Annotated in this window: 22 protein-coding genes; 20 read left to right on the forward strand and 2 right to left on the reverse strand. The window is 39.6% G+C overall.

What is annotated here, in order from left to right; genetic code table 11:
- The 3 genes from GMD5S_RS0204195 to GMD5S_RS0204205 all read left to right on the forward strand — a co-directional run.
- A partial coding sequence (locus tag GMD5S_RS0204195) for a prealbumin-like fold domain-containing protein (RefSeq protein ID WP_029710653.1) occupies positions 1-521 on the forward strand: 521 nt, incomplete at its 5' end.
- 592 nt (positions 522-1,113) lie between these two features.
- On the forward strand, positions 1,114-4,752 hold the full coding sequence (locus GMD5S_RS0204200; protein ID WP_000653336.1) for a Cna B-type domain-containing protein: 3,639 nt from the start codon (positions 1,114-1,116) through the stop codon (positions 4,750-4,752).
- 206 nt (positions 4,753-4,958) lie between these two features.
- Positions 4,959-5,699: a class I SAM-dependent methyltransferase gene (locus GMD5S_RS0204205; protein ID WP_000573484.1), complete on the forward strand. Its 741-nt coding sequence runs from the start codon at positions 4,959-4,961 to the stop codon at positions 5,697-5,699.
- An 81-nt stretch (positions 5,700-5,780) separates the two neighbouring features.
- Here the strand turns inward: GMD5S_RS0204205 and GMD5S_RS0204210 are convergent, their stop codons facing one another.
- Entirely contained in the window at positions 5,781-6,140 is a 360-nt protein-coding gene (locus GMD5S_RS0204210) for a DUF3397 domain-containing protein (protein ID WP_000525394.1), read from the reverse strand.
- Between the two features lie 91 nt (positions 6,141-6,231).
- On the opposite strand from GMD5S_RS0204210, the gene GMD5S_RS0204215 reads away from it, so the two are divergent.
- From GMD5S_RS0204215 to GMD5S_RS0204235, 5 genes are read left to right on the forward strand one after another with little or no spacing between them, the layout of a single operon-like run.
- Positions 6,232-7,170 carry a TIGR01212 family radical SAM protein gene (locus GMD5S_RS0204215; protein WP_000867024.1) on the forward strand — a complete coding sequence of 313 codons (939 nt, stop codon included), beginning with the start codon at positions 6,232-6,234 and terminating at the stop codon, positions 7,168-7,170.
- A gap of 1 nt (position 7,171) precedes the next feature.
- Positions 7,172-7,729, forward strand: coding sequence for a tRNA (mnm(5)s(2)U34)-methyltransferase (locus GMD5S_RS0204220; RefSeq protein ID WP_000828424.1), 558 nt, complete (start codon positions 7,172-7,174; stop codon positions 7,727-7,729).
- Positions 7,722-7,976: a hypothetical protein gene (locus GMD5S_RS0204225; protein ID WP_000361100.1), complete on the forward strand. Its 255-nt coding sequence runs from the start codon at positions 7,722-7,724 to the stop codon at positions 7,974-7,976. The genes GMD5S_RS0204220 and GMD5S_RS0204225 overlap by 8 nt, the downstream gene beginning before the upstream one ends.
- A gap of 11 nt (positions 7,977-7,987) precedes the next feature.
- Complete coding sequence (locus GMD5S_RS0204230) at positions 7,988-10,042, forward strand: cation:proton antiporter (RefSeq protein WP_000421608.1); 2,055 nt, start codon at positions 7,988-7,990, stop codon at positions 10,040-10,042.
- A 29-nt stretch (positions 10,043-10,071) separates the two neighbouring features.
- Entirely contained in the window at positions 10,072-10,932 is an 861-nt protein-coding gene (locus GMD5S_RS0204235) for a YihY/virulence factor BrkB family protein (protein WP_000759518.1), read from the forward strand.
- A 39-nt stretch (positions 10,933-10,971) separates the two neighbouring features.
- Here the strand turns inward: GMD5S_RS0204235 and queA are convergent, their stop codons facing one another.
- The gene (gene queA, locus GMD5S_RS0204240) at positions 10,972-12,000 is read right to left on the reverse strand and encodes a tRNA preQ1(34) S-adenosylmethionine ribosyltransferase-isomerase QueA (RefSeq protein WP_001090174.1); all 1,029 of its coding nucleotides are present in this window, start codon (positions 11,998-12,000) and stop codon (positions 10,972-10,974) included.
- Positions 12,001-12,145: 145 nt separating this feature from the next.
- Between queA and GMD5S_RS0204245 the strand changes: the two genes are divergently transcribed.
- The 12 genes from GMD5S_RS0204245 (at position 12,146) to GMD5S_RS0204300 (ending at position 20,625) form a co-directional block, all read left to right on the forward strand.
- Positions 12,146-12,853 carry a glucosamine-6-phosphate deaminase gene (locus GMD5S_RS0204245; RefSeq protein WP_000864607.1) on the forward strand — a complete coding sequence of 236 codons (708 nt, stop codon included), beginning with the start codon at positions 12,146-12,148 and terminating at the stop codon, positions 12,851-12,853.
- 154 nt (positions 12,854-13,007) lie between these two features.
- A complete protein-coding gene (locus GMD5S_RS0204250; RefSeq protein WP_000923698.1) occupies positions 13,008-13,328 on the forward strand; it encodes a hypothetical protein in 321 nt (106 codons plus the stop codon).
- A 110-nt stretch (positions 13,329-13,438) separates the two neighbouring features.
- Positions 13,439-13,615, forward strand: a complete 177-nt coding sequence (rpsU, locus tag GMD5S_RS0204255) for a 30S ribosomal protein S21 (protein WP_000048054.1) — start codon at positions 13,439-13,441, stop codon at positions 13,613-13,615.
- A gap of 64 nt (positions 13,616-13,679) precedes the next feature.
- Complete coding sequence (locus tag GMD5S_RS0204260) at positions 13,680-14,642, forward strand: hypothetical protein (protein ID WP_000666153.1); 963 nt, start codon at positions 13,680-13,682, stop codon at positions 14,640-14,642.
- A 136-nt stretch (positions 14,643-14,778) separates the two neighbouring features.
- Positions 14,779-15,714, forward strand: coding sequence for an HPr(Ser) kinase/phosphatase (gene hprK, locus GMD5S_RS0204265; RefSeq protein ID WP_000115193.1), 936 nt, complete (start codon positions 14,779-14,781; stop codon positions 15,712-15,714).
- Complete coding sequence (lgt, locus tag GMD5S_RS0204270; protein ID WP_000609720.1) at positions 15,707-16,495, forward strand: prolipoprotein diacylglyceryl transferase; 789 nt, start codon at positions 15,707-15,709, stop codon at positions 16,493-16,495. Before hprK ends, lgt begins: the two co-directional genes overlap by 8 nt.
- Positions 16,496-16,879, forward strand: coding sequence for a DUF948 domain-containing protein (locus GMD5S_RS0204275; RefSeq protein WP_000921582.1), 384 nt, complete (start codon positions 16,496-16,498; stop codon positions 16,877-16,879).
- Positions 16,880-16,894: 15 nt separating this feature from the next.
- Positions 16,895-17,293, forward strand: a complete 399-nt coding sequence (locus tag GMD5S_RS0204280) for a YtxH domain-containing protein (protein ID WP_000517371.1) — start codon at positions 16,895-16,897, stop codon at positions 17,291-17,293.
- 72 nt (positions 17,294-17,365) lie between these two features.
- On the forward strand, positions 17,366-18,496 hold the full coding sequence (gene hemW / locus GMD5S_RS0204285) for a radical SAM family heme chaperone HemW (protein ID WP_001170089.1): 1,131 nt from the start codon (positions 17,366-17,368) through the stop codon (positions 18,494-18,496).
- 4 nt (positions 18,497-18,500) lie between these two features.
- Positions 18,501-19,238 (forward strand): acyl-[acyl-carrier-protein] thioesterase, encoded by a 738-nt coding sequence (locus GMD5S_RS0204290; RefSeq protein ID WP_000524801.1) that lies wholly within the window; start codon positions 18,501-18,503, stop codon positions 19,236-19,238.
- A 6-nt stretch (positions 19,239-19,244) separates the two neighbouring features.
- The gene (locus tag GMD5S_RS0204295; protein WP_000221322.1) at positions 19,245-20,018 is read left to right on the forward strand and encodes a TIGR01457 family HAD-type hydrolase; all 774 of its coding nucleotides are present in this window, start codon (positions 19,245-19,247) and stop codon (positions 20,016-20,018) included.
- Positions 20,008-20,625, forward strand: coding sequence for a TIGR01906 family membrane protein (locus tag GMD5S_RS0204300; RefSeq protein WP_000850606.1), 618 nt, complete (start codon positions 20,008-20,010; stop codon positions 20,623-20,625). The genes GMD5S_RS0204295 and GMD5S_RS0204300 overlap by 11 nt, the downstream gene beginning before the upstream one ends.
- Positions 20,626-20,706 lie beyond the last annotated feature (81 nt).

Below are 20,706 nucleotides of genomic sequence, written 5' to 3' on the forward strand. Positions count from 1 at the left end.
GTGAGAAAGACTCTAAGGGTGAAGAAAACAAAGTCGTTACAAATGGCTCAACAGTAACTGTAACCGACAAAGACGATGACCTTCCACGTAAGATTACCTTCAGCAAGGTAAATCTAGCGGGTGAAGAAATCGCGGGTGCAAAAATCCAAATTTTCCGTGGAGAAAAAGTTGCAGGTAGTCCTGTGGCTGAATGGACTTCAAAAGCCAATCAATCACATGTACTTGATTTGACTCCAGGAGTATATACTTTCCATGAAGAAGCCGCTCCAACTGGATACTTAGCAGTAACAGATATTACATTCCAAGTTAACTACGACGGAACTGTAACAGTGGTAAATGCTAGTGGAAATCAGGTTGAGTTTAAGGATGGTAAGTTAGTAGTAACGGACCAAACTGAACCAGAAAATCCTAACCTACCAAACACTGGAAGCGAATCTGGACAAGCTGCATTAGCAGCAGGTTTAGCTCTTCTAGCTTTAGGTGCAGGTCTTGTAGCAACTAAACGAAGAAAAGAAGACTAATCTCATTTAGTAGCCAATAAGTACAGTAATGAAAGATCAGGGATAACCCCCTGGTCTTTTTTTATGGTTCAGAATAATGAAATATGCTAAATTAAACTATTTATCAGGATGGGATATGACTATTACTAGATTTCTTCTGATTTTTACTTATATAAAATAGTTTGGATAATTATTAAGGTATATCAAACTTATAAATAAATGGAATGTTTAGTTCAATGTTTCTTTCTGTTTGTTTAAAAGAGAAGTTGTTCGTAAGTGTACACTATACTTAAAGAAACTTCAGTCTGATGAAAGAATTAGTTTTTATGGCAATAATTTTACACTGTGTCAATATTTTCAAAAGGCAATAACCTCATAATATTACAAAAAAAGTTAATTTTGTTTTATAATGAAACTAAAGGAGGTTTCTATATTAAAAATAGAACAAATATGATAAATATTGCACTCACATATAGTTATGAAACATGTTAATATGATGTAACTTATTCAATAACCCTCATGGATTTCAACGAATTCGAAAGGAGATGAGTGTTGAGATTTTATAATCATAGTTTGTCGTTTTAATGTTTTCGGTAATTTAGAAAGGAAGATTATGAAGGACAAGAAATTTTGGTTACCCATCCTAACTTCTCTGGCCTGTTTGCTAGGGATGATCTTTGCTCCAAATTCAGTTCAAGCAAAGGAACTGAAGAACGTTATCAGTAATATTGGTATTTGGGAGGTTGATAATGGTAAGTTTATAAAACCGGATGCGAATGGTGTTTATACACTTTCTCCTGAACATCATAACTACTCAAATTATAAATTCACTGTTGATTACGATTTGAGCGCCTATGATGGTAAATTAGAGGACGGTGATACCTTTACCTTTACTGTTCCGAGCCCTTTAACTGTTAGAAATGAAACTTTTGATTTAAAAGATAAGGAAACAGATCTCGTTATCGGAGAAACTCAAATTGTATCAAACGGGGATAATAATGGTGGTAAGGCGACTATTACATTAAAAAATCTGAAAACCTATCTTGAGAAAAAAGGTGGCTATCAAGTCCAAAACGTTAAAGGAAATTTCTTTGTTGGTTTTAGTTCTAAAAATGAATTAAGCAATGAAACGCTCCGTTTTGATAAAACGGAAACCATAAATGAAATCACCCATCAAATCAAGGTTAAAAAAGGTGATACGGCTGATTATTCTGAAGGAATCGGTCGAGCTAATTTCAATAAATATCATGGTTTGATTTACAAAGAGGATTGGACATCCAAGGCTCTAAATAAGAGTGGAAAATACTTACACAGCTGGTATGTTCGTGTTAATCCGAAACAAGCAGCCTATAATAAAATTGAAATTCATGACTGGGTAGATCCAAATGCTTCACCAATGCAAATGATTCCTGAAACATTTAGCGTCACGGCAGGTTGGTATGATCAATATTATTATTTGAAAGATGAAGTGGTTTTAGAAGCTGGTAAGGATTACCAAGTAAAATGGAATGATTCTTACACAGAATTTACTTTAACAATTAACAATGCATCTTCAATTCTTGCGAAGAACGGGAAACCAGCAGCATTTCGAATTAATTATAAAACAAGTGCTCCAGCGGATGGCACGCAAGTCCAAAACAATGCTGAAATGAAGGGTGATGACCAGATTCTAACATATGACGACTATAGTAATAAGACAGTCGTTAAGCAAATCGGAAACTCAGTCGTTGCTTCTGGCGGTACAATTCAGTTAGAAACAGGGTACCGTATCATTCTTTACAAGGTCGACGAGCTGACTCATGACCGTCTAAAAGGAGCAAAATTCAAGATTACTCCTCCGGCAGGAGCTACGGCTAAAGAGGAAATTGTAACGACAAATGATGACGGAATTGCTGAATCATCTATTTACTCAGAAAGTGATATCAAGAAAGGGAACTTTACGGTAACCGAAATTGAGGCTCCTGAGGGATATGAGTTAAATCCTACTCCATTTGAGATGACTGTTGGACAAGATGGAGCTATCAAAACAGTTACAAATAAACGTAGCAAAGCTAAAGCCAAGATTAAAGCTAATAAAAAACTTACAGGTCGTGAGTTGAAGGCTGAAGAGTTTGAATTCACTTTAACAGACCAAGATGGTAAGGTGAAAGAAACTGTGAAGAATGACAAAGACGGAAACATTGCTTTCTCAGAATTGGAATTCGACAAAGCAGGGACTTATACCTTTAAAATTGCTGAAAAAGCTGGCAGTGATACAAGCATCAAGTACGACACTAAAACTATCACGGCTACAGTTACTGTAGTAGATAAGGGCAAAGGTGCACTTGAAGCAACTGTTTCTTACGATGATGAAAAAGCTTTTGAGAATACTTACACTCCAGCAAAAACGGAAGTTCCTGTGAAGAAAGTATGGAAGGACGAGAACAACCAAGACGGTAAACGTCCAACTTCTGTCACAGTTAAATTGCTTGCGGATGGTCAAGATACTGGTAAGACACTTGAGCTCAATGCCGCAAACGGTTGGACTGGAAGCTTCACAAACCTTGATGCTGATAAAGGCGGAACACCTATTCAGTACACTGTAGTAGAAGTAACTGTTGCTGGTTATACTTCTGAAATTACTGGTGATGCTGCATCAGGATTCACTATCACAAATAGCTATTCACCAGAAACAGTTGATGTAAAAGCAACTAAGAACTGGGATGACGCTAATAACCAAGACGGCAAACGTCCGACTAAGATTACAATCAATCTTTTAGCAGACGGTCAGAAAGTTGATTCGAAAGAAATTCAGGCTGCTGCAGACGGAACATGGACTGTCGAATTCACGAAATTAGCAAAATATAAAGCTGGTAAAGAAATCAAATACACTGTAACAGAAGAAGCCGTAGCAGAATACGAATCTACTATTACAGACTTTACCATCACAAACAAATATGCTCCTAAAGCAATCGACTACAAGGTAACAAAAGTATGGAACGACGCTAATAACCAAGACGGCAAACGTCCTGAGTCCGTAACGGTTCAACTTTATAAAAAAGTAGGAGATGCTGATCCAGTAGCCGTTGAAGGTAAGAAATTAACCTTGACAGCTAAGGATAAGACCGACGCTAACACTTGGGTAGCATCCTTCACAAATCTTCCACAATACGAAGCTGGTAAAGAAATCACATACTCAATCAAGGAAGTGGATGTGCCAGCTGGCTATGAAGCCTCTGTAACTGGTCAAGTAGTGACTAACACTCACAATCCAGATACAGTTATCCTTTCAGGAACTAAGGTGTGGAAAGATAACAACAACCAAGACGGCAAACGTACAACATCTGTGAAAGTTCAAATTCTTAACGGCGACAAAGTTGTTCAAGAAATTGAAGTTTCAGAAAAAACTGGTTGGAAGTTCGAATCAAAAGCACTTCCTAAGTATGAAAATGGTAAACTAATCAAGTATACTGTCAAAGAAGTGGTTGTGAAAGGATATACTTCAACAATCACCACAGAAAAAGAAGGTAAGTACACCATTACCAATGAATATACACCAGAAAAAATTGCTGTAAGTGGACAAAAGACTTGGATTGACAATAACGACCAAGATCGTATCCGTCCAGCATCTATCACAGTGAAGCTACTTGCGAATGGTAAAGAAACTGGCCAAGAAGCTACAGCCACAGCGGAAACAGGCTGGAAGTATGAATTTACTAATCTGGACCGTTACCAAAATGGTAAGCCAATCGAGTACACAGTCAAAGAAGTTGGTGTTCCTACAGTTTACACAGCTACTGAAACTGGTATGAATGTGACCAACACTCATACACCAGAGAAAACATCTGTAAAAGGTAAGAAAATCTGGAAAGGTGATGAAAACCATAAAGACGCTCGCCCAGCATCTATTACAGTTAAACTATTTGCCAATGGTAAAGATACTGGTAAAACTGCAATAGCTTCAGAAGCAAGTGGTTGGACTTATGAATTTACAGATCTTGATCGTTATCAAGAAGGTAAGGAGATTGCCTACACTGTTGAAGAAGTGAATGTTCCAGATGGTTATACAGCTTCAGTAGAAGGTTACAACATTACAAATACGCACACTCCTGAAAAACCAACACCTGGCAAACCAAATGAACCAGGTAAGCCTAAAAAAGGTGGGGAATTGCCTAATACAGGAAGCAAGTCTAACCAAGTGGCTCTAGTAGCTGGAATCGCCCTTCTTGGATTGGGAACAGGATTCTTGGCAAGACGCAAAAAAGAAGATTAAGTTTTTTAAACGGTATCTTTCACGAAATTTTGCAAGACAGTTTAAAAGTGGAAACAAGTGTCAATGGAAATTGGCACTTGTTTTTTTGTAACTAACCCTGGTTCTACTACCAGATACAAGTGGATAGTTGCCACTTACTAAAAAGCTATTGTTTTTGCGATGAATTCCACTATAATAGGTGACAAATAGAAAAGGAGATGTTGCATATGATTGAAACAAGATTACAAGATAAATTGAAGTCAGGTTTGGAGGTAGAAAATTTTCAAAAAGAAGTGGCTATCTATCTGTCTCTTAATCCAGATTATCTATCTGGAGATAATGCTAAATACATGACCATGTATAACCGTATGGCTCGTTGGTATGATATGAGTGAGAAATGGATAGGACCACTTCTCCACGGCAAGGCGATTGATAAGTTGAGAAGGGATCTGATGGAGGAAATAGAATGGAAAGATAATTTATCAGTTCTTTATGTCTCTATCGGGACTGGTCAAGACCTCCGTTATATCCCTGAGACAATTGACCTGAAAAGTTTAGACTTTGTAGGGGTAGATATTTCTATCAGTATGCTAGAAAAATGCCAGAAATCTTGCGCTAAAAAGACTAATTTGCAACTTTTCCATGCTTGCGCGGAGGATTTACCCTTTGCGGATAATAGTTTTGACATTGTCTACCATATTGGCGGAATCAATTTTTTCAATGATAAGGCCAAGGCTATGCAGGAAATGCTACGAGTGGCGAAGCCAGGAACCAAGCTTTTAATTGCAGATGAGACGGCTGACTATGTGGATCAGCAATATAAGAAAAATCATTTTAGTAAGGATTATTTTAAAGATGCTACTGTTGATTTGAGTGAAATTGAGAATGCTGTTCCAAGTGAAGTTAAGGAAAAGGAAATGAAACTTCTTTGGGATGGTAAATTCTACGCCTTAACATTTAGGAAATAAAAAAAGTATCTTGGTAGAGCTTAGAAAACAAGTTATGAAGATAAAAACATTCCCTTAGACAGCTGTCTGAGGGAATGTTTTTTATGGGAGCATCATCAATTCGACAATCATAGCAATATAGATGATTAAGGTAAGGAGAAAACCGGCTCTCCAGAAGAATTTGATGAATTTAGGGTAATAAAAACTTCGTTTTTTGACAAGGAAAAAGACTACAAGGAGGATTGCTAGGAGAGAAAGTGCGACTCCAAGTCGCGGTAGAAAGTTGTGGGTAAAGGCTTTAGCAGTAATCAGGTAATACTCGAATACCAACAGTGGAAAAGCTAGATCCGCGAAATTAAATCCTATTTTCCTAAGTCCGAAAAGCTTGGTGACAATAAAGCAAACCACCAAGGTTAATATCAATAATAAAATAGATGCTATTTTCATTAAAATCATACCCATATTGTATCATAAAAAAACGCTAAAGGAAATGAGAAACAAGGGAATTTGTTGGAAAGTCAGGCTTTTGAGATTGTAGGTGTTTTTTGTTATAATGAAAGTTATGAAATCTTATAATACCTTGAATGATTATTATCGAAAACTTTTTGGAGAGAAGACTTTCAAAGTTCCTATCGATGCGGGATTTGACTGTCCAAATCGGGATGGAACTGTAGCTCATGGGGGCTGTACTTTTTGTACGGTTTCAGGTTCTGGAGATGCCATCGTGGCACCGGATGCCCCTATTCGTGAGCAATTTTATAAGGAAATTGACTTTATGCACCGCAAATGGCCAGATGTTCAGAAGTACTTGGTTTATTTCCAAAACTTTACCAACACCCATGAAAAGGTGGAAGTGATTCGGGAACGTTATGAGCAGGCTATCAACGAGCCAGGTGTAGTAGGGATCAATATCGGAACACGTCCGGATTGCTTACCTGATGAAACAATCGAATATTTGGCTGAGTTATCGGAACGCATGCATTTGACGGTTGAATTGGGATTACAGACAACCTTTGAAGCAACCTCTGACCTGATTAACCGTGCCCATTCTTATGAATTGTATGTTGAAACAGTAAAACGCTTGAGAAAGTATCCCAAGATTGAGATTGTTTCCCATTTGATCAATGGTTTGCCCGGTGAGACTCATGAGATGATGATTGAAAATGTCCGTCGCTGTGTCACGGACAATGATATTCAAGGAATTAAACTGCACTTGCTTCACCTGATGACTAATACACGGATGCAGCGAGATTACCACGAAGGACGCTTGCAACTGATGAGTCAGGACGAGTATGTCAAGGTCATTTGTGACCAACTAGAAATCATTCCTAAGCATATCGTCATCCATCGAATTACAGGAGATGCACCTAGAGATATGCTGATTGGTCCTATGTGGAGCCTCAATAAATGGGAAGTGCTAAATGCTATTGAAACTGAGATGCGACGTCGTGGAAGTGTGCAAGGATGCAAGGCTGTAAAACAGGAGTTTTAAAATGAAAAGACCACTTGAGATGGCACATGATTTTTTAGCGGAAGTTGTGACAAAAGAGGATATTGTAGTGGATGCGACCATGGGTAATGGCCACGATACCCTTTTTTTAGCCAAGCTAGCCAAGCAAGTCTATGCCTTTGATATCCAGGAGCAGGCTTTGGAGAAGACGCAAGAGCGTTTGGATCAGACTGGAATGACAAATGCCCAGTTAATCTTGCAAGGTCATGAGACGCTAGACCAGTTTGTTACAGAAGCTAAGGCAGGGATTTTCAATCTGGGTTATTTACCTTCTGCTGACAAATCCGTCATCACACAACCTCAGACTACTATCGAAGCATTAGAGAAACTGTGTCATTTGCTTGTCAAAGGAGGACGGATTGCGATCATGATTTACTATGGTCATGAAGGAGGAGACACCGAGAGGGATGCTGTATTGGATTTTGTTAGCCAGTTGAACCAACAAGAGTATACAGCTGCCATTTATCGGACTCTCAACCAAGTTAATAATCCACCGTTTTTAGTTATGATTGAAAAATTAGAAAGGTATAGACATGGATAAACAATACCTTCGTGAGAAGCTTGAGACAATGCGCCAAAATTTTGTCGAGTCAACGCATCACGAGCGAGCAGTCGGGGTACTCGACGAAGCACATATGAGCAAGAAAATGCTTAAAATCAAGAAAAAATTAGTGGCTCTTGAAATGGAACGATGCCAGAAAAAAATTGAGCACAAAGACTGTTCTAAGATTGATCAGAAAATCCAAGAGCAAAAGGAGATTTTTGAATCTTGTTGTAAAAAAGATTAAGGAGGAATTGTGTGGAATTACTTATTTACTTGATTCTATTTTTATTTGTCTTAATCATTTCAACTACGACCAATAAACTTCTCCCTTTTTTGCCCCTTCCTCTTGTGCAAATCCTTTTAGGGATTGGGATTGGCTTATTTGTTCCCGATGCGGACTTTCATCTCAATACAGAGCTGTTTCTAGCCATGGTTATTGGTCCCTTACTTTTCCGGGAGGCAGAAGAAGCGGATATTACGTCCATTTTGAAGCACTGGCGGATTGTCGTCTTTCTGATTTTTCCTGTGATTTTTATCTCGACTTTAAGTTTAGGGGGCATGGCTCACTTCCTTTGGATGATCCTTCCTTTAGCTGCCTGTTTAGCAGTTGGAGCGGCACTTGGGCCAACAGATTTGGTTGCCTTTGCATCTCTTTCTGAACGTTTTCGTTTTCCAAAACGGGTTTCTAATATCCTAAAAGGGGAAGGACTCTTAAATGATGCTTCTGGTTTGGTTGCCTTTCAGATGGCTCTTGCTGCTTGGACAACAGGAACGTTTTCATTCAGCCAAGCAGGAACTTCCCTAGCACTTTCTATCTTTGGTGGTTTTGTAGTCGGTTTTGTGACGGCTATGGTCAATCGTTTCTTGCATAGCTTTTTGCTGAGTGTACGAGCGATAGATATAGCCAGTGAACTATTGCTAGAGCTAAGTTTGCCACTCATGACCTTTTTCATTGCAGAAGAGTTTCATGTTTCAGGGATTATCGCAGTAGTGGTTGCAGGTATTTTGAAGGCCAGTCGCTTTAAGAAAATTACGCTCCTTGAGGCTCAGGTAGACACCGTGACGGAGACCGTCTGGCACACCGTGACCTTTATGCTAAATGGATCAGTCTTTGTTCTCTTGGGAATGGAATTAGAGTTGATAGCAGAGCCGATTTTGTCTAATTCTCTCTACAATCCCCTTCTTTTACTGATTTCAGTTGTCGTTCTGACATTCTTGCTTTTTGCGATCCGCTTTGTCATGATTGCTGGTTTTTACTTTGTGAGGACGCGTCGACTTAAGAAAAAAATTCATAAGTACATGAAAGATATGCTTCTTTTGACCTTCTCTGGTGTCAAAGGGACAGTATCTATCGCGACCATTCTCCTCATACCAAGTCATTTGGAGCAGGAATACCCTCTCTTACTCTTCCTTGTAGCAGGCGTTACACTATTGAGCTTTCTAACAGGTTTATTGGTCCTCCCTCACTTATCTGAAGAACAAGAGGAAAGCAAGGATCATTTGATGCATATTGCGATTCTGAATGATGTAGCTGCAGAATTAGAAAAAGAACTGGACCATCACAAGAACAAACTTCCTCTTTATGCAGCTATTGATAATTACCATGGTCGGATTGAAAACCTCATCCTTAGTCTGGAAAATAAGAGAGTCCAAGAGGACTGGGAGTCCCTCAAGCTTCTTATCTTGAGTATTGAGAGTGACGGTTTGGAGCAAGCCTATGAAGAAAATAGAATCAGCGAGCGTGGCTATCGAGTTTACCAACGTTACCTAAAAAACATGGAGCAGAGTATCAATCGGAATTTCGCTTCTAGAGTGACTTATTACTTCCTAGTTTCCTTACGGATACTGCGCTTTCTACTCCATGAAATGTTTACCTTTGGCAAAACTTTCCGTAGTTGGATAAATGAAGAATCTCGTAAACTACTAGCAGTTGACTATGATCAGATTTCAGAGTTGTATTTGGAAAATACAGAGTTGATTATCGAGAGTTTGGAAAACCTAAAAGGGGTTTACAAGAGTTCTCTGATTAGTTTTATGCAAGAATCTCGTCTACGCGAGACGGCCATTATCGGAAGTGGTGCCTTTGTTGAGCGGGTTATCAATCGCATCAAGCCAAACAATATTGATGAAATGCTACGAGGCTACTATCTCGAACGTAAGGCAATCTTTGAATACGAAGAAGCTAAACTGATAACAGCCAAGTATGCCAAAAAACTACGCCAAAATGTGAATAATTTAGAGAATTATTCTCTGAAAGAGGCCGCAAATACTTTACCTTATGATATGCTAGATTTAATCAGAAGAACTTAGATGATGAAGAAAATGACGGAGGATGGAACATGAAAAAGTGGTGGAAAGAGCTGATGGACAGGCCCTTATTGAAAGCTTTTTTGCATTATTATCAAGCATCTGATAGTGAGTTGACCAGTGTTGCGGTTGCCTACTATTGGTTGATTTCAATCTTTCCTTTGCTAATGATAATGGTCAATATTTTGCCTTATTTTCAGATTCCAGTCTCAAATTTCTTACTGACAATCAAGGAATTCTTGCCTGATACGGTGTATGATGTGGTTGCCAAGATTGTACGAGAAGTTCTGACTCAACCATCAACTGGTTTGCTGAGTTTTGCCGTTTTATCTGCCCTCTGGACCTTTTCGAAATCAATGGATTTCCTCCAAAAAGCTTTTAACAAAGCCTATGGGGTGACCAAGAGTCGAGGAATTATCTCCCATCAGTTGATGAGTCTACTTGTTAGTTTCGGCTTGCAGATACTTTTTGCCTTTGCCTTGTTTTTGAGTATGTTTGGTCGTATGTTGCTCAACCTCCTCAAAACTTACTGGCAATCAGACAGTTCGCTATTCTCCTATCTGCAAGACTTTACAGGCCCTCTGGTCTATGCCTTGATCTTTGCCATTCTGGTTATGATTTATTACTTCCTCCCAAAAGTAAAAGCACCACGAATCCGCTATGTTTTGCCAGGAAGTGTCTTTGTCTTGCTAACTCTTATCTTTTTATTGAATATCTTTTCTGTCTACGTAAATAGTTATGTCAATCATCTGGTTGATGTCCGATTTTTCAGTTCCATTATCGTGGTAGTCATGATGTTCTGGTTTATTCTCATTGCAAAGATTTTAATTATCGGAGCAGTTATCAATGCAAGTGTTCAGAGTTTGAAAGATCCAAAGTTTGGTATGGAATAATTAGAAAAATCCCTATTAGGTTTCCTAATAGGGATTTTCTTAATAGATAAACATGGCATCTCCAAAACTGAAGAAGCGGTAGTGTTCTTGGATGGCATGGTGATAGGCATCTAGGACTAAGTCACGACCGGCAAAGGCAGAAACTAGCATGACAAGAGTTGACTTGGGTAGGTGGAAGTTGGTTGAAAAAGCATCTACAACCTTCCAGTCGTAGCCTGGTTTGATAAAGATATTAGTCCAGCCAGAATCAGCCTGGATTTGCCCATCAAACTTGGAACCGATGGTTTCCAGTGTGCGGATTGAAGTGGTTCCTACAGCGATGACGCGACCTCCATTTTCCTTGACTGAGCGAAGGGTGGCAGCTGCTTCATCAGAAAGTTGGTAGAACTCCGAGTGCATTTCATGTTCGTCCAGATTGTCAACAGAAACAGGTCTAAAGGTTCCTAAACCAACGTGGAGGGTCAAATAAACCAAATGGACACCCTTGGCTTGGATTTCTGCTAGCAGTTCTTTGGTGAAGTGCAATCCAGCAGTCGGTGCTGCAGCAGAGCCACTTTCTTTAGCGTAAACCGTTTGATAACGTTCACGGTCATCTAGTTTTTCGTGGATGTAGGGTGGTAGTGGCATTTCACCCAGACTTTCCAAAACTTCTAGGAAAATTCCTTGGTATTCAAAGCGGACAATGCGGCCCCCGTGGGTCAATTCTTCCGTAACGACAGCGCTGAGGCGACCATCTCCAAAGCTGACGCGAGTACCGACCTTGAGGCGTTTGGCTGGTTTGGCGAGAACCTCCCACTCATCACCAGCAGTATTTTTGAGCAGGAGAAGTTCCACATGGCCTCCAGTCTCCTCTTTTTGACCATAGAGGCGGGCAGGGAGAACACGGGTGTCGTTCATGACAAGGGCATCACCAGGTTCCAGCATGTCGATAATGGAGTGGAAGTGTTTATCCTGCATTTCTCCCGTCTCGCGATTAACGATAAGGAGTTTGGAGGAATCTCGTTTTTCAAGGGGCGTTTGGGCAATCAATTCCTCAGGTAAGTGGAAATCAAAATCAGCTGTATTCATTTTTCATTATTCTTTCTAAGTTCTAATCTTATCCATTATAACATGTTTCAAGTTTAGACGCTCTTTTTTTAGAAATTAAATCGTTTTCACTTGACAAAAATTGGTCTATACCATATAATGAATATAGAAATATGGAGGATATAAAATGAAAGTTATAAAAGTTGAGAATCAAGTCGAAGGTGGAAAAGTTGCTTTTGAGATTTTGAAGGAAAAATTGGCCAATGGTGCTCAAACATTAGGACTTGCGACAGGAAGCAGCCCGCTTGAGTTTTACAAGGAAATCGTTGAGAGTGACCTTGATTTTTCAAATCTGACTAGTGTGAACCTTGATGAGTATGTAGGGCTTGATGGGGACAATCCACAGTCTTATCGTTACTTCATGCAGGAAAACTTGTTCAACCAAAAACCATTTAAAGAAAGCTTCTTGCCACGTGGTGTTAAGGATAATGCTGAAGAAGAAGTAGAACGCTATAATCAAATTTTGGCTGACCATCCAGTTGATTTGCAAATCTTGGGAATTGGTCGCAATGGACATATCGGCTTTAACGAGCCAGGAACTCCATTTGATAGCCAAACGCATCTAGTAGAACTTGATCAATCTACCATCGAAGCCAATGCACGTTTCTTTGACAAGATTGAAGACGTTCCAACTCAAGCCATTTCAATGGGAATTAAAAACATCTTGGATGCCAAGTCAATTATTCTCTTTGCTTACGGTGAGTCGAAAGCAGAAGCCATTGCCGGAACAGTGTCGGGTCCAGTGACTGAGAACCTCCCAGCAAGCAGCCTACAAAACCACCCTGATGTGACTATTATCGCTGATGCTGAGGCGCTCAGCCTGCTTGAAAAATAAAAATTACAAGAACCACTTGCTCTTTGGAGTGAGTGGTTTTTTTCTAGCTTTCATGAGTCAATAGAAAGAAGTGGTATAATAGATTGGTAGAATAACTAGATCTAGTTAGGTCCAATTTTTACTATTTTATGATATACAAGGAGAGAATGAAAGTATGCTATTAGAAAATAATCTGATAAAAGACAATATACGAGCTGAAAACAAAAGCTTTCTCTATTATTTACACGAGGAAAAAGTATTTGATTCGCACTCGCTGGCTGATTTATGTCGCTACGTAGAAAAGCTCGATTCTATTAGTATAGATCAGATGAGGGATTTGCATTTTATTGAAAATCAAATTCTTTGTCATCTGGTATATCATTTTGATAGCAATGACTTGAGTAAGATTTCAAATCTTCCTGATGAATATTGGGAATATATTGAGCCTTTTGAACAAGCAGTAACAAAGTTGTATGATTTGATAAAGTATAGGTAAGAAAGTAATTAATAAACTGGAAAATAGGAATAAATGTAGGTTTCCTCTTGACAATTATTCATTTTGCATGTAAAATGGAATAGATCTTGAACTTGAAGGGAGTGAAAAAAATGTCTAAAACAGTAGTACGTAAGAATGAATCTCTTGACGATGCACTTCGTCGTTTCAAACGTGCGGTTACTAAAGCTGGTACTCTTCAAGAAACACGCAAACGTGAATTCTATGAAAAACCTTCTGTAAAACGTAAACGTAAATCAGAAGCAGCTCGTAAACGTAAAAAATTCTAATTTGAAATGAAAGGCTAGACTTATCTAGTCTTTTTTTGCATAGTATTTAGAGGAACAAATTCTTATGAAAGAGTATATAAAAGAATATCAAAAGATGCGTGAAAATCACTTGGAAGATTGGGGTTATTGTGCTGATCCGATAGATTGGAAGGAATTTGAAGAGTCAAACCAAAGAATTTTTGAAAAGTATTTAACCGATTCAAAAGTATTGTCTGACAAGGTTTTAAGGGTTAAATTGTACAGTAGCTTATTGCTAGATGATATTAAATATTTTGCTTATTATGCTGCGTTTTTAGGTGGGGATTATACACAGTTAAACAATGCGCTATGGCAAACAGGAAGAACCGAGCTGCTGAGAGGCGGTTTGTTGGCAAGTGGAACCATTTATACAGATGGAATTTTGAAAGGCTTGATTACCTCTTTTGCTTGTAACGATTTTTCAGTCATTCCATCATTCATCCCCAAAGATTTACCCTTGTTGAAAGGAACCTATTATCCAGAAAATGTGATGAATCTTTTATACGCTCTTTATTATCAAGATGAAGAAAGATTATCCGAGTCTCTCTTGCGTGCACAACAGTTTTTAGAGAAGAAAAAACGAACTGGTATGGAAGAATTTTCTGTTCGGTATTTTATAAGTTTGGCAAGAAAAGATGCAGTTGCATTAAGTGAGTCCTTACAAAACTTATGTCAAGCTTATCAGAGGCGAGGTTACCCCTATGAAAAGATTGATAAGTGCTTTGCGGATGAGATTCATGGTCTATATCGTTTGGTACGATTTTTTGACCATTCCTTGTTCGAAGAAGTCAGTATGCCATCTCATAAGACTTTTTTGAAGGAGTTTGAAGAATGGCAAGTCCAAAATCAGTTCCCAAAAGGTCAACAGTTCTATACCTATCCTCAAGATATGGCTGATGCAAATAGAATATTAACAAAAGGTCTTCCAAGGATTTACTTAGCAAAATCTGGAAGGGATTTGGTGATAGATGTTGACCGATTTGCAGTAGATTTGTCTCGGTTAATTTGAAGGAGTACGAAAAGACTTCCTAGCCAAATCTTTCCCCAAGAAACATCAAATAAATACTGTAAATCCTGCAAAAAAAGGAAACTTCCAACTACAATTTGATATAATAGTAAGGAGAACTCGATTGAAGGAGGAAATTATGTCGGTTTTAGTAAGAGAAGTAATTGAAAAGCTCAGACTGGATATTGTATACGGCGAAGGCGAATTGCTTGAAAAAGAAATCAACACAGCGGACATTACGAGACCTGGTCTTGAAATGACGGGCTATTTTGATTACTACACTCCAGAACGGATCCAGCTTTTGGGGATGAAGGAGTGGTCCTATTTGGTTAGTATGCCTTCTCAAAACCGTTATCAAGTTTTGAAAAAAATGTTTCTGCCAGAAACACCAGCGGTCATCGTAGCCCGTGGCTTGGTAGTTCCAGAAGAAATGTTGAAGGCTGCTAGAGAATGTAAAATTGCGATTTTGACCAGTCGAACAGCAACCAGCCGTTTGTCTGGAGAGTTATCTAGTTATCTTGATTCCCGTTTAGCTAAACGTACCAGTGTACATGGTGTCTTGATGGATATCTATGGTATGGGAGTCTTGATCCAAGGGGATAGTGGTATCGGTAAGAGTGAGACAGGTCTTGAACTCGTGAAGCGTGGCCATCGTCTAGTAGCGGATGACCGTGTCGATATTTATTCTAAGGATGAGATGACTCTTTGGGGAGAACCTGCTGAAATCTTAAGGCATCTACTTGAAATTCGTGGAGTTGGGATTATCGATGTTATGAGTCTCTATGGAGCAAGCGCTGTAAAAGATTCTTCACAAGTTCAGCTGGCTGTCTATTTGGAAAATTACGATACCCATAAGACTTTTGACCGTCTAGGAAACAATGCCGAAGAATTAGAAGTTTCTGGTGTAGCTATTCCACGTATCCGCATCCCGGTAAAAACAGGACGCAATATCTCTGTTGTTATTGAGGCGGCAGCAATGAACTATCGTGCTAAGGAAATGGGCTTTGATGCAACGCGTTTATTTGAAGAACGTTTGACAAATCTGATCGCTCAAAATGAGGTGAAACATGATTAATCCAGTTGCATTTGAAATCGGACCTTTTTCCATTCGTTGGTATGCCCTATGTATTGTGGCAGGCTTGGTCTTAGCAGTCTATCTTGCCATGAAAGAAGCTCCTAAGAAGAAGATTTTGTCAGATGACATTCTAGATTTTATCTTAATTGCCTTTCCTATTGCAATTTTAGGTGCCAGACTTTACTATGTACTCTTCCGCTTAGATTACTATCTGCAAAATCCAGGTGATGTGATTGCCATCTGGAATGGTGGTTTGGCCATTTATGGTGGTTTGATAGCAGGAGCTATTGTACTTTATATCTTTGCGGATAGAAAACTCATCAATACTTGGGACTTTCTAGATATTGCGGCGCCGAGCGTTCTGATTGCCCAAAGTTTAGGCCGCTGGGGGAACTTCTTTAACCAAGAAGCCTACGGTGCAGCGGTAGATAATCTGGATTATTTGCCAGGCTTTATCCGTGACCAGATGTACATTGAGGGGAGCTATCGTCAACCAACCTTCTTATATGAGTCGGTTTGGAATCTGATCGGTTTTGTTTTGATTCTGATTTTTAGACGAAAATTAAAGGGAATCAGACGTGGTCATATCACTGCTTTCTACTTGATTTGGTATGGCTTTGGACGTATGATCATCGAAGGTATGCGGACAGACAGCCTCATGTTCTTTGGCCTGCGAGTTTCCCAATGGTTATCAGTTGTCCTTATCGGACTCGGTATTTTTATCATACTTTATCAAAATCGAAAGAAAGCCCCTTTCTATCAGAATGAGGAGGAAAAATAAATGTTAAAAGTTGCATATATACTTGTAGCGATTGCTTTAATTGTCTGTTTAGTTTATTTGACAATCACGATTCAAAAAGCAGGTCGTATGATTGATGAGACAGAGAAAACCATCAAAACGTTGAGCTCGGATGTGGACGTTACCTTGCATCAGACCAATGAATTGTTGGCTAAGGTCAATGTGTTAGCAGACGATATCAATATCAAAGTTGCGACGATCGACCCACTCTTTACCGCTGTAGCAGACTTATCTGAGTCAGTATCTGACCTCAATAGTCAAGCGCGTGTCTTGAGTAAGAAAGCTTCATCAGCTGGATCAAAAACACTTAAGACGGGTGCTGGATTATCTGCACTCCGTGTCGCAAGTAAATTTTTCAAAAAATAAAAAAGGAGAAATCTCATGGGAAAACTATCCTCTATCCTTTTAGGAACCGTTTCAGGTGCAGCTCTGGCCTTGTTCTTAACCAGTGACAAGGGCAAGCAAGTTTGCAGTCAAGCTCAAGATTTTCTAGATGATTTGAGAGAAGATCCAGAATATGCCAAAGAGCAAGTCTGTGAGAAATTGACAGAAGTGAAGGAACAAGCAACGGACTTTGTGCTGAAAACAAAGGAACAAGTAGAATCTGGTGAAATCACTTTTGACAGTGTCCTTGATCAAGCCAAAACATGTGCTCGACAAGCTACAGAAGCGTCAAAGGAAACCTTTAACAATCTCAAGGAGCAGTGGCAAGACCAGTCAACAACTCCAGATATCGTAGAAGACGAAGAAGAGATTATTATTGATATTACAGAAGAATAAAACATCACCATCTCTGGTTCTGGAGATGGTGATTTTTATCTGGAAAGCAGTCTTTGTGGTATAATAAATACTATGCAGAAAAAACCAACATCAGCCTATGTGCATATTCCCTTTTGCACACAGATTTGTTATTATTGTGACTTTTCAAAGGTGTTTATCAAGAATCAACCAGTAGATAGTTATTTGGAGCATCTGCTAGAAGAGTTTCGTTCTTATGATATCCAAAAATTGCGAACCCTCTACATTGGAGGTGGGACGCCAACGGCTTTGTCCGCTCCGCAATTAGAAGTGCTCTTGGATGGCTTGACTAAAAACTTGGACTTGTCAGTTTTGGAAGAGTTGACCATTGAGGCCAATCCAGGAGATTTGGACGAGGATAAGATTGCGGTTTTGAAACAGTCGCCAGTCAATCGTGTCTCTCTAGGTGTGCAGACCTTTGATGACAAAATGCTGAAAAAGATTGGGCGCAGTCATTTGGAAAAGGATATTTATGAGAATATCGACCGGCTCAAACTGGCTGGTTTTGACAATATCTCCATCGACTTGATCTACGCTCTTCCAGGTCAGACCATGGAACAGGTCAAGGATAATGTAGCTAAGGCTATCTCGCTTGATATTCCTCATATGAGTCTTTATAGCTTGATTTTGGAAAACCATACGGTCTTTATGAACCGTATGCGACGTGGGAAATTGCCCCTGCCCAAGGAAGAGTTAGAAGCAGAGATGTTTGAGTACATCATTGCAGAACTGGAGCGAGCTGGTTTTGAGCATTATGAGATTTCAAATTTTTCCAAGCCTGGCTTTGAAAGTCGTCACAATCTCATGTACTGGGACAATGCTGAGTACTATGGTATCGGTGCAGGAGCGTCAGGTTATGTGAACGGAGTTCGTTATAAAAATCACGGACCTATCCGCCATTATCTAGGCGCAGTAGAGGCAGGAAATGCTCGGATAACTGAAGAACACCTGACTCAAAAGGAGCAGATGGAAGAAGAAATGTTTTTGGGACTCCGCAAGAAATCTGGGGTTTCTATGGCGCGATTTGAGGAAAAATTTGGACGGTCCTTTGATGAACTATATGGAAAAATCATTAGAGAATTGGTTCAACAAGGTCTTATGCAAATCGATGGTGATCGAGTCCGAATGACAAAGAGGGGTCTCTTTTTAGGAGACACTGTAGCAGAACGATTTATTTTGGAGTAGAACGATGGGCTTAACTTATCAGATGAAAATGAAAATTCCTTTTGATATGGCGGACATGAACGGTCATATCAAGTTGCCAGATGTGATTTTGCTGTCCCTGCAAGTATCAGGTATGCAATCGATTGAGCTGGGAGTCAGTGACAAGGACGTCTTGGAACGCTACAATCTGGTCTGGATTATCACGGATTATGAGATTGACGTGGTACGTTTGCCTCGCTTTGCTGAGGAGATTACGATTGAAACGGAAGCCTTGAGTTACAATCGTCTCTTTTGCTATCGTCGCTTCACTCTCTACGATGAAGCAGGTCAAGAAATGATTCACATGTTGGCAACCTTTGTTCTCATGGACCGCAATAGTCGGAAAGTTCATGGAGTCGAGCCTGAGATTGTTGCGCCTTACCAGTCTGAGTTTGATAAAAAACTGATCCGTGGGCCGAAGTATGCAAATCTAGAAGATCCTATCAGTAAAGACTACCATGTTCGTTTTTACGATTTGGATATGAATGGTCATGTCAATAATAGTAAATACCTAGATTGGATTTTTGAGGTCATGGGGGCCGATTTTCTAACCAACTATATTCCAAAGAAAATCAATCTCAAGTATGTCAAAGAAGTGCGGCCAGGTGGCATGATTGCCTCAGCTTATGAACTCAAGGGACTAGAAAGCAAGCATCAGATTATCAGTGATGGTGAGATCAATGCCCAAGCTATGATTACTTGGCAAGAAATAAAAAAGGACTAAAGAGAGATGACATATAAAGGTTATTTAATTGATTTAGACGGAACCATTTACAAGGGAAAAGACCGGATTCCAGCGGGGGAGGCTTTTGTGCATGAATTGCAAAAGCGAGAAATTCCTTATCTCTTTGTAACCAACAATACAACACGCACTCCAGAGAGTGTTCAAGAGATGTTGGCTCAGAATTTTAATATCAACACGCCTCTATCAACGGTTTACACAGCGACTTTGGCAACCATCGACTATATGAATGACTTGGGACTGGAAAAGACAGTCTATGTCATCGGAGAAGCAGGACTCAAGGATGCCATTCAGGCAGCTGGTTATGTCGAAGACAAGGAAAATCCAGCCTATGTGGTCGTTGGACTGGACTGGCAAGTCGATTATGAAAAATTTGCGACGGCGACTCTAGCCATTCAAAAGGGGGCTCACTTTATCGGAACCAACCCTGACCTCAATATCCCGACGGAACGTGGTCTCTTGCCTGGTGCTGGTTCACTAATTACACTTCTTGAAGTAGCAACACGGGTCAAACCAGTTTATATCGGAAAACCAAATGCGATCATTATGGACAAGGCAGTTGAGCACTTGGATTTGAAAAGAGAAGAGTTGCTCATGGTTGGGGACAATTACCTGACGGATATCCGAGCAGGGATTGACAATGGCATTCCAACGCTCTTGGTGACGACAGGTTTTACCAAAGCAGAAGAAGTGGCGGACTTGCCAATTGCACCAACTCATGTAGTTTCTAGCCTTGCGGAGTGGAATTTCGATGAAAACTAAACTGACCTTTTGGGGAAGTATGCTCTTTTTCCTCTCCCTTTCTATCCTACTGACCATTTATCTGGCATGGATTTTCTATCCTTTGGAAATTGAGTGGCTGAACTTAGCGAATCGAGTCTATCTAAAGCCCGAAACCATTCAGTACAATTTTCATATCTTAATGAATTACCTGACCAATCCCTTTAGTCAGGTCTTGGAGATGCCAGATTTTCGTTCATCAGCTGCAGGTTTACACCATTTTGCGGTGGTGAAAAATCTCTTCCACTTGGTTCAGCTAGTCACTTTGGTGACACTTCCAAGTTTCTATTTCTTTGTTAGAAAGATTGTGAAAAAAGGATTTCTACCTCTATATCGTAAAAGTATTCTGACTTTAGTGCTATTGCCTCTAGTCATTGGCCTTGTAGGAGTGTTAATTGGTTTTGAGCAATTCTTTACTCTTTTCCATCAGATTCTCTTTGTGGGAGATGATACCTGGCTTTTTGATCCAGCAAAGGATCCCGTTATTTGGATTTTGCCAGAGACTTTCTTTCTCCATGCCTTTTTACTTTTCTTTGCTTTGTATGAAGGAATGTTTAGTTTCCTTTTTGTTAAAGCTTCAAGGAAATAGTGGAAAAAGTTCTGTATTTTTAATAAAAAACGAGAGAAGTTGCTCTACTCCCTATTTATTGTTAGGTTATCCTAAAGATAA

The sequence above is a fragment of the Streptococcus sp. GMD5S genome (assembly GCF_000298715.2).
Taxonomy (GTDB): domain Bacteria; phylum Bacillota; class Bacilli; order Lactobacillales; family Streptococcaceae; genus Streptococcus.

Bases quoted from the DNA above. Each gene is read 5' to 3' on its own strand.
- GMD5S_RS0204200 (WP_000653336.1), top strand. From the start codon at position 1,114: ATGAAGGACAAGAAATTTTGGTTACCCATCCTAACTTCTCTGGCCTGT.
- GMD5S_RS0204205 (WP_000573484.1), top strand. From the start codon at position 4,959: ATGATTGAAACAAGATTACAAGATAAATTGAAGTCAGGTTTGGAGGTA.
- GMD5S_RS0204210 (WP_000525394.1), bottom strand. From the start codon at position 6,140: ATGGGTATGATTTTAATGAAAATAGCATCTATTTTATTATTGATATTA.
- GMD5S_RS0204215 (WP_000867024.1), top strand. From the start codon at position 6,232: ATGAAAGTTATGAAATCTTATAATACCTTGAATGATTATTATCGAAAA.
- GMD5S_RS0204220 (WP_000828424.1), top strand. From the start codon at position 7,172: ATGAAAAGACCACTTGAGATGGCACATGATTTTTTAGCGGAAGTTGTG.
- GMD5S_RS0204225 (WP_000361100.1), top strand. From the start codon at position 7,722: ATGGATAAACAATACCTTCGTGAGAAGCTTGAGACAATGCGCCAAAAT.
- GMD5S_RS0204235 (WP_000759518.1), top strand. From the start codon at position 10,072: ATGAAAAAGTGGTGGAAAGAGCTGATGGACAGGCCCTTATTGAAAGCT.
- queA (WP_001090174.1), bottom strand. From the start codon at position 12,000: ATGAATACAGCTGATTTTGATTTCCACTTACCTGAGGAATTGATTGCC.
- GMD5S_RS0204245 (WP_000864607.1), top strand. From the start codon at position 12,146: ATGAAAGTTATAAAAGTTGAGAATCAAGTCGAAGGTGGAAAAGTTGCT.
- GMD5S_RS0204250 (WP_000923698.1), top strand. From the start codon at position 13,008: ATGCTATTAGAAAATAATCTGATAAAAGACAATATACGAGCTGAAAAC.
- rpsU (WP_000048054.1), top strand. From the start codon at position 13,439: ATGTCTAAAACAGTAGTACGTAAGAATGAATCTCTTGACGATGCACTT.
- GMD5S_RS0204260 (WP_000666153.1), top strand. From the start codon at position 13,680: ATGAAAGAGTATATAAAAGAATATCAAAAGATGCGTGAAAATCACTTG.
- hprK (WP_000115193.1), top strand. From the start codon at position 14,779: ATGTCGGTTTTAGTAAGAGAAGTAATTGAAAAGCTCAGACTGGATATT.
- lgt (WP_000609720.1), top strand. From the start codon at position 15,707: ATGATTAATCCAGTTGCATTTGAAATCGGACCTTTTTCCATTCGTTGG.
- GMD5S_RS0204275 (WP_000921582.1), top strand. From the start codon at position 16,496: ATGTTAAAAGTTGCATATATACTTGTAGCGATTGCTTTAATTGTCTGT.
- GMD5S_RS0204280 (WP_000517371.1), top strand. From the start codon at position 16,895: ATGGGAAAACTATCCTCTATCCTTTTAGGAACCGTTTCAGGTGCAGCT.
- hemW (WP_001170089.1), top strand. From the start codon at position 17,366: ATGCAGAAAAAACCAACATCAGCCTATGTGCATATTCCCTTTTGCACA.
- GMD5S_RS0204290 (WP_000524801.1), top strand. From the start codon at position 18,501: ATGGGCTTAACTTATCAGATGAAAATGAAAATTCCTTTTGATATGGCG.
- GMD5S_RS0204295 (WP_000221322.1), top strand. From the start codon at position 19,245: ATGACATATAAAGGTTATTTAATTGATTTAGACGGAACCATTTACAAG.
- GMD5S_RS0204300 (WP_000850606.1), top strand. From the start codon at position 20,008: ATGAAAACTAAACTGACCTTTTGGGGAAGTATGCTCTTTTTCCTCTCC.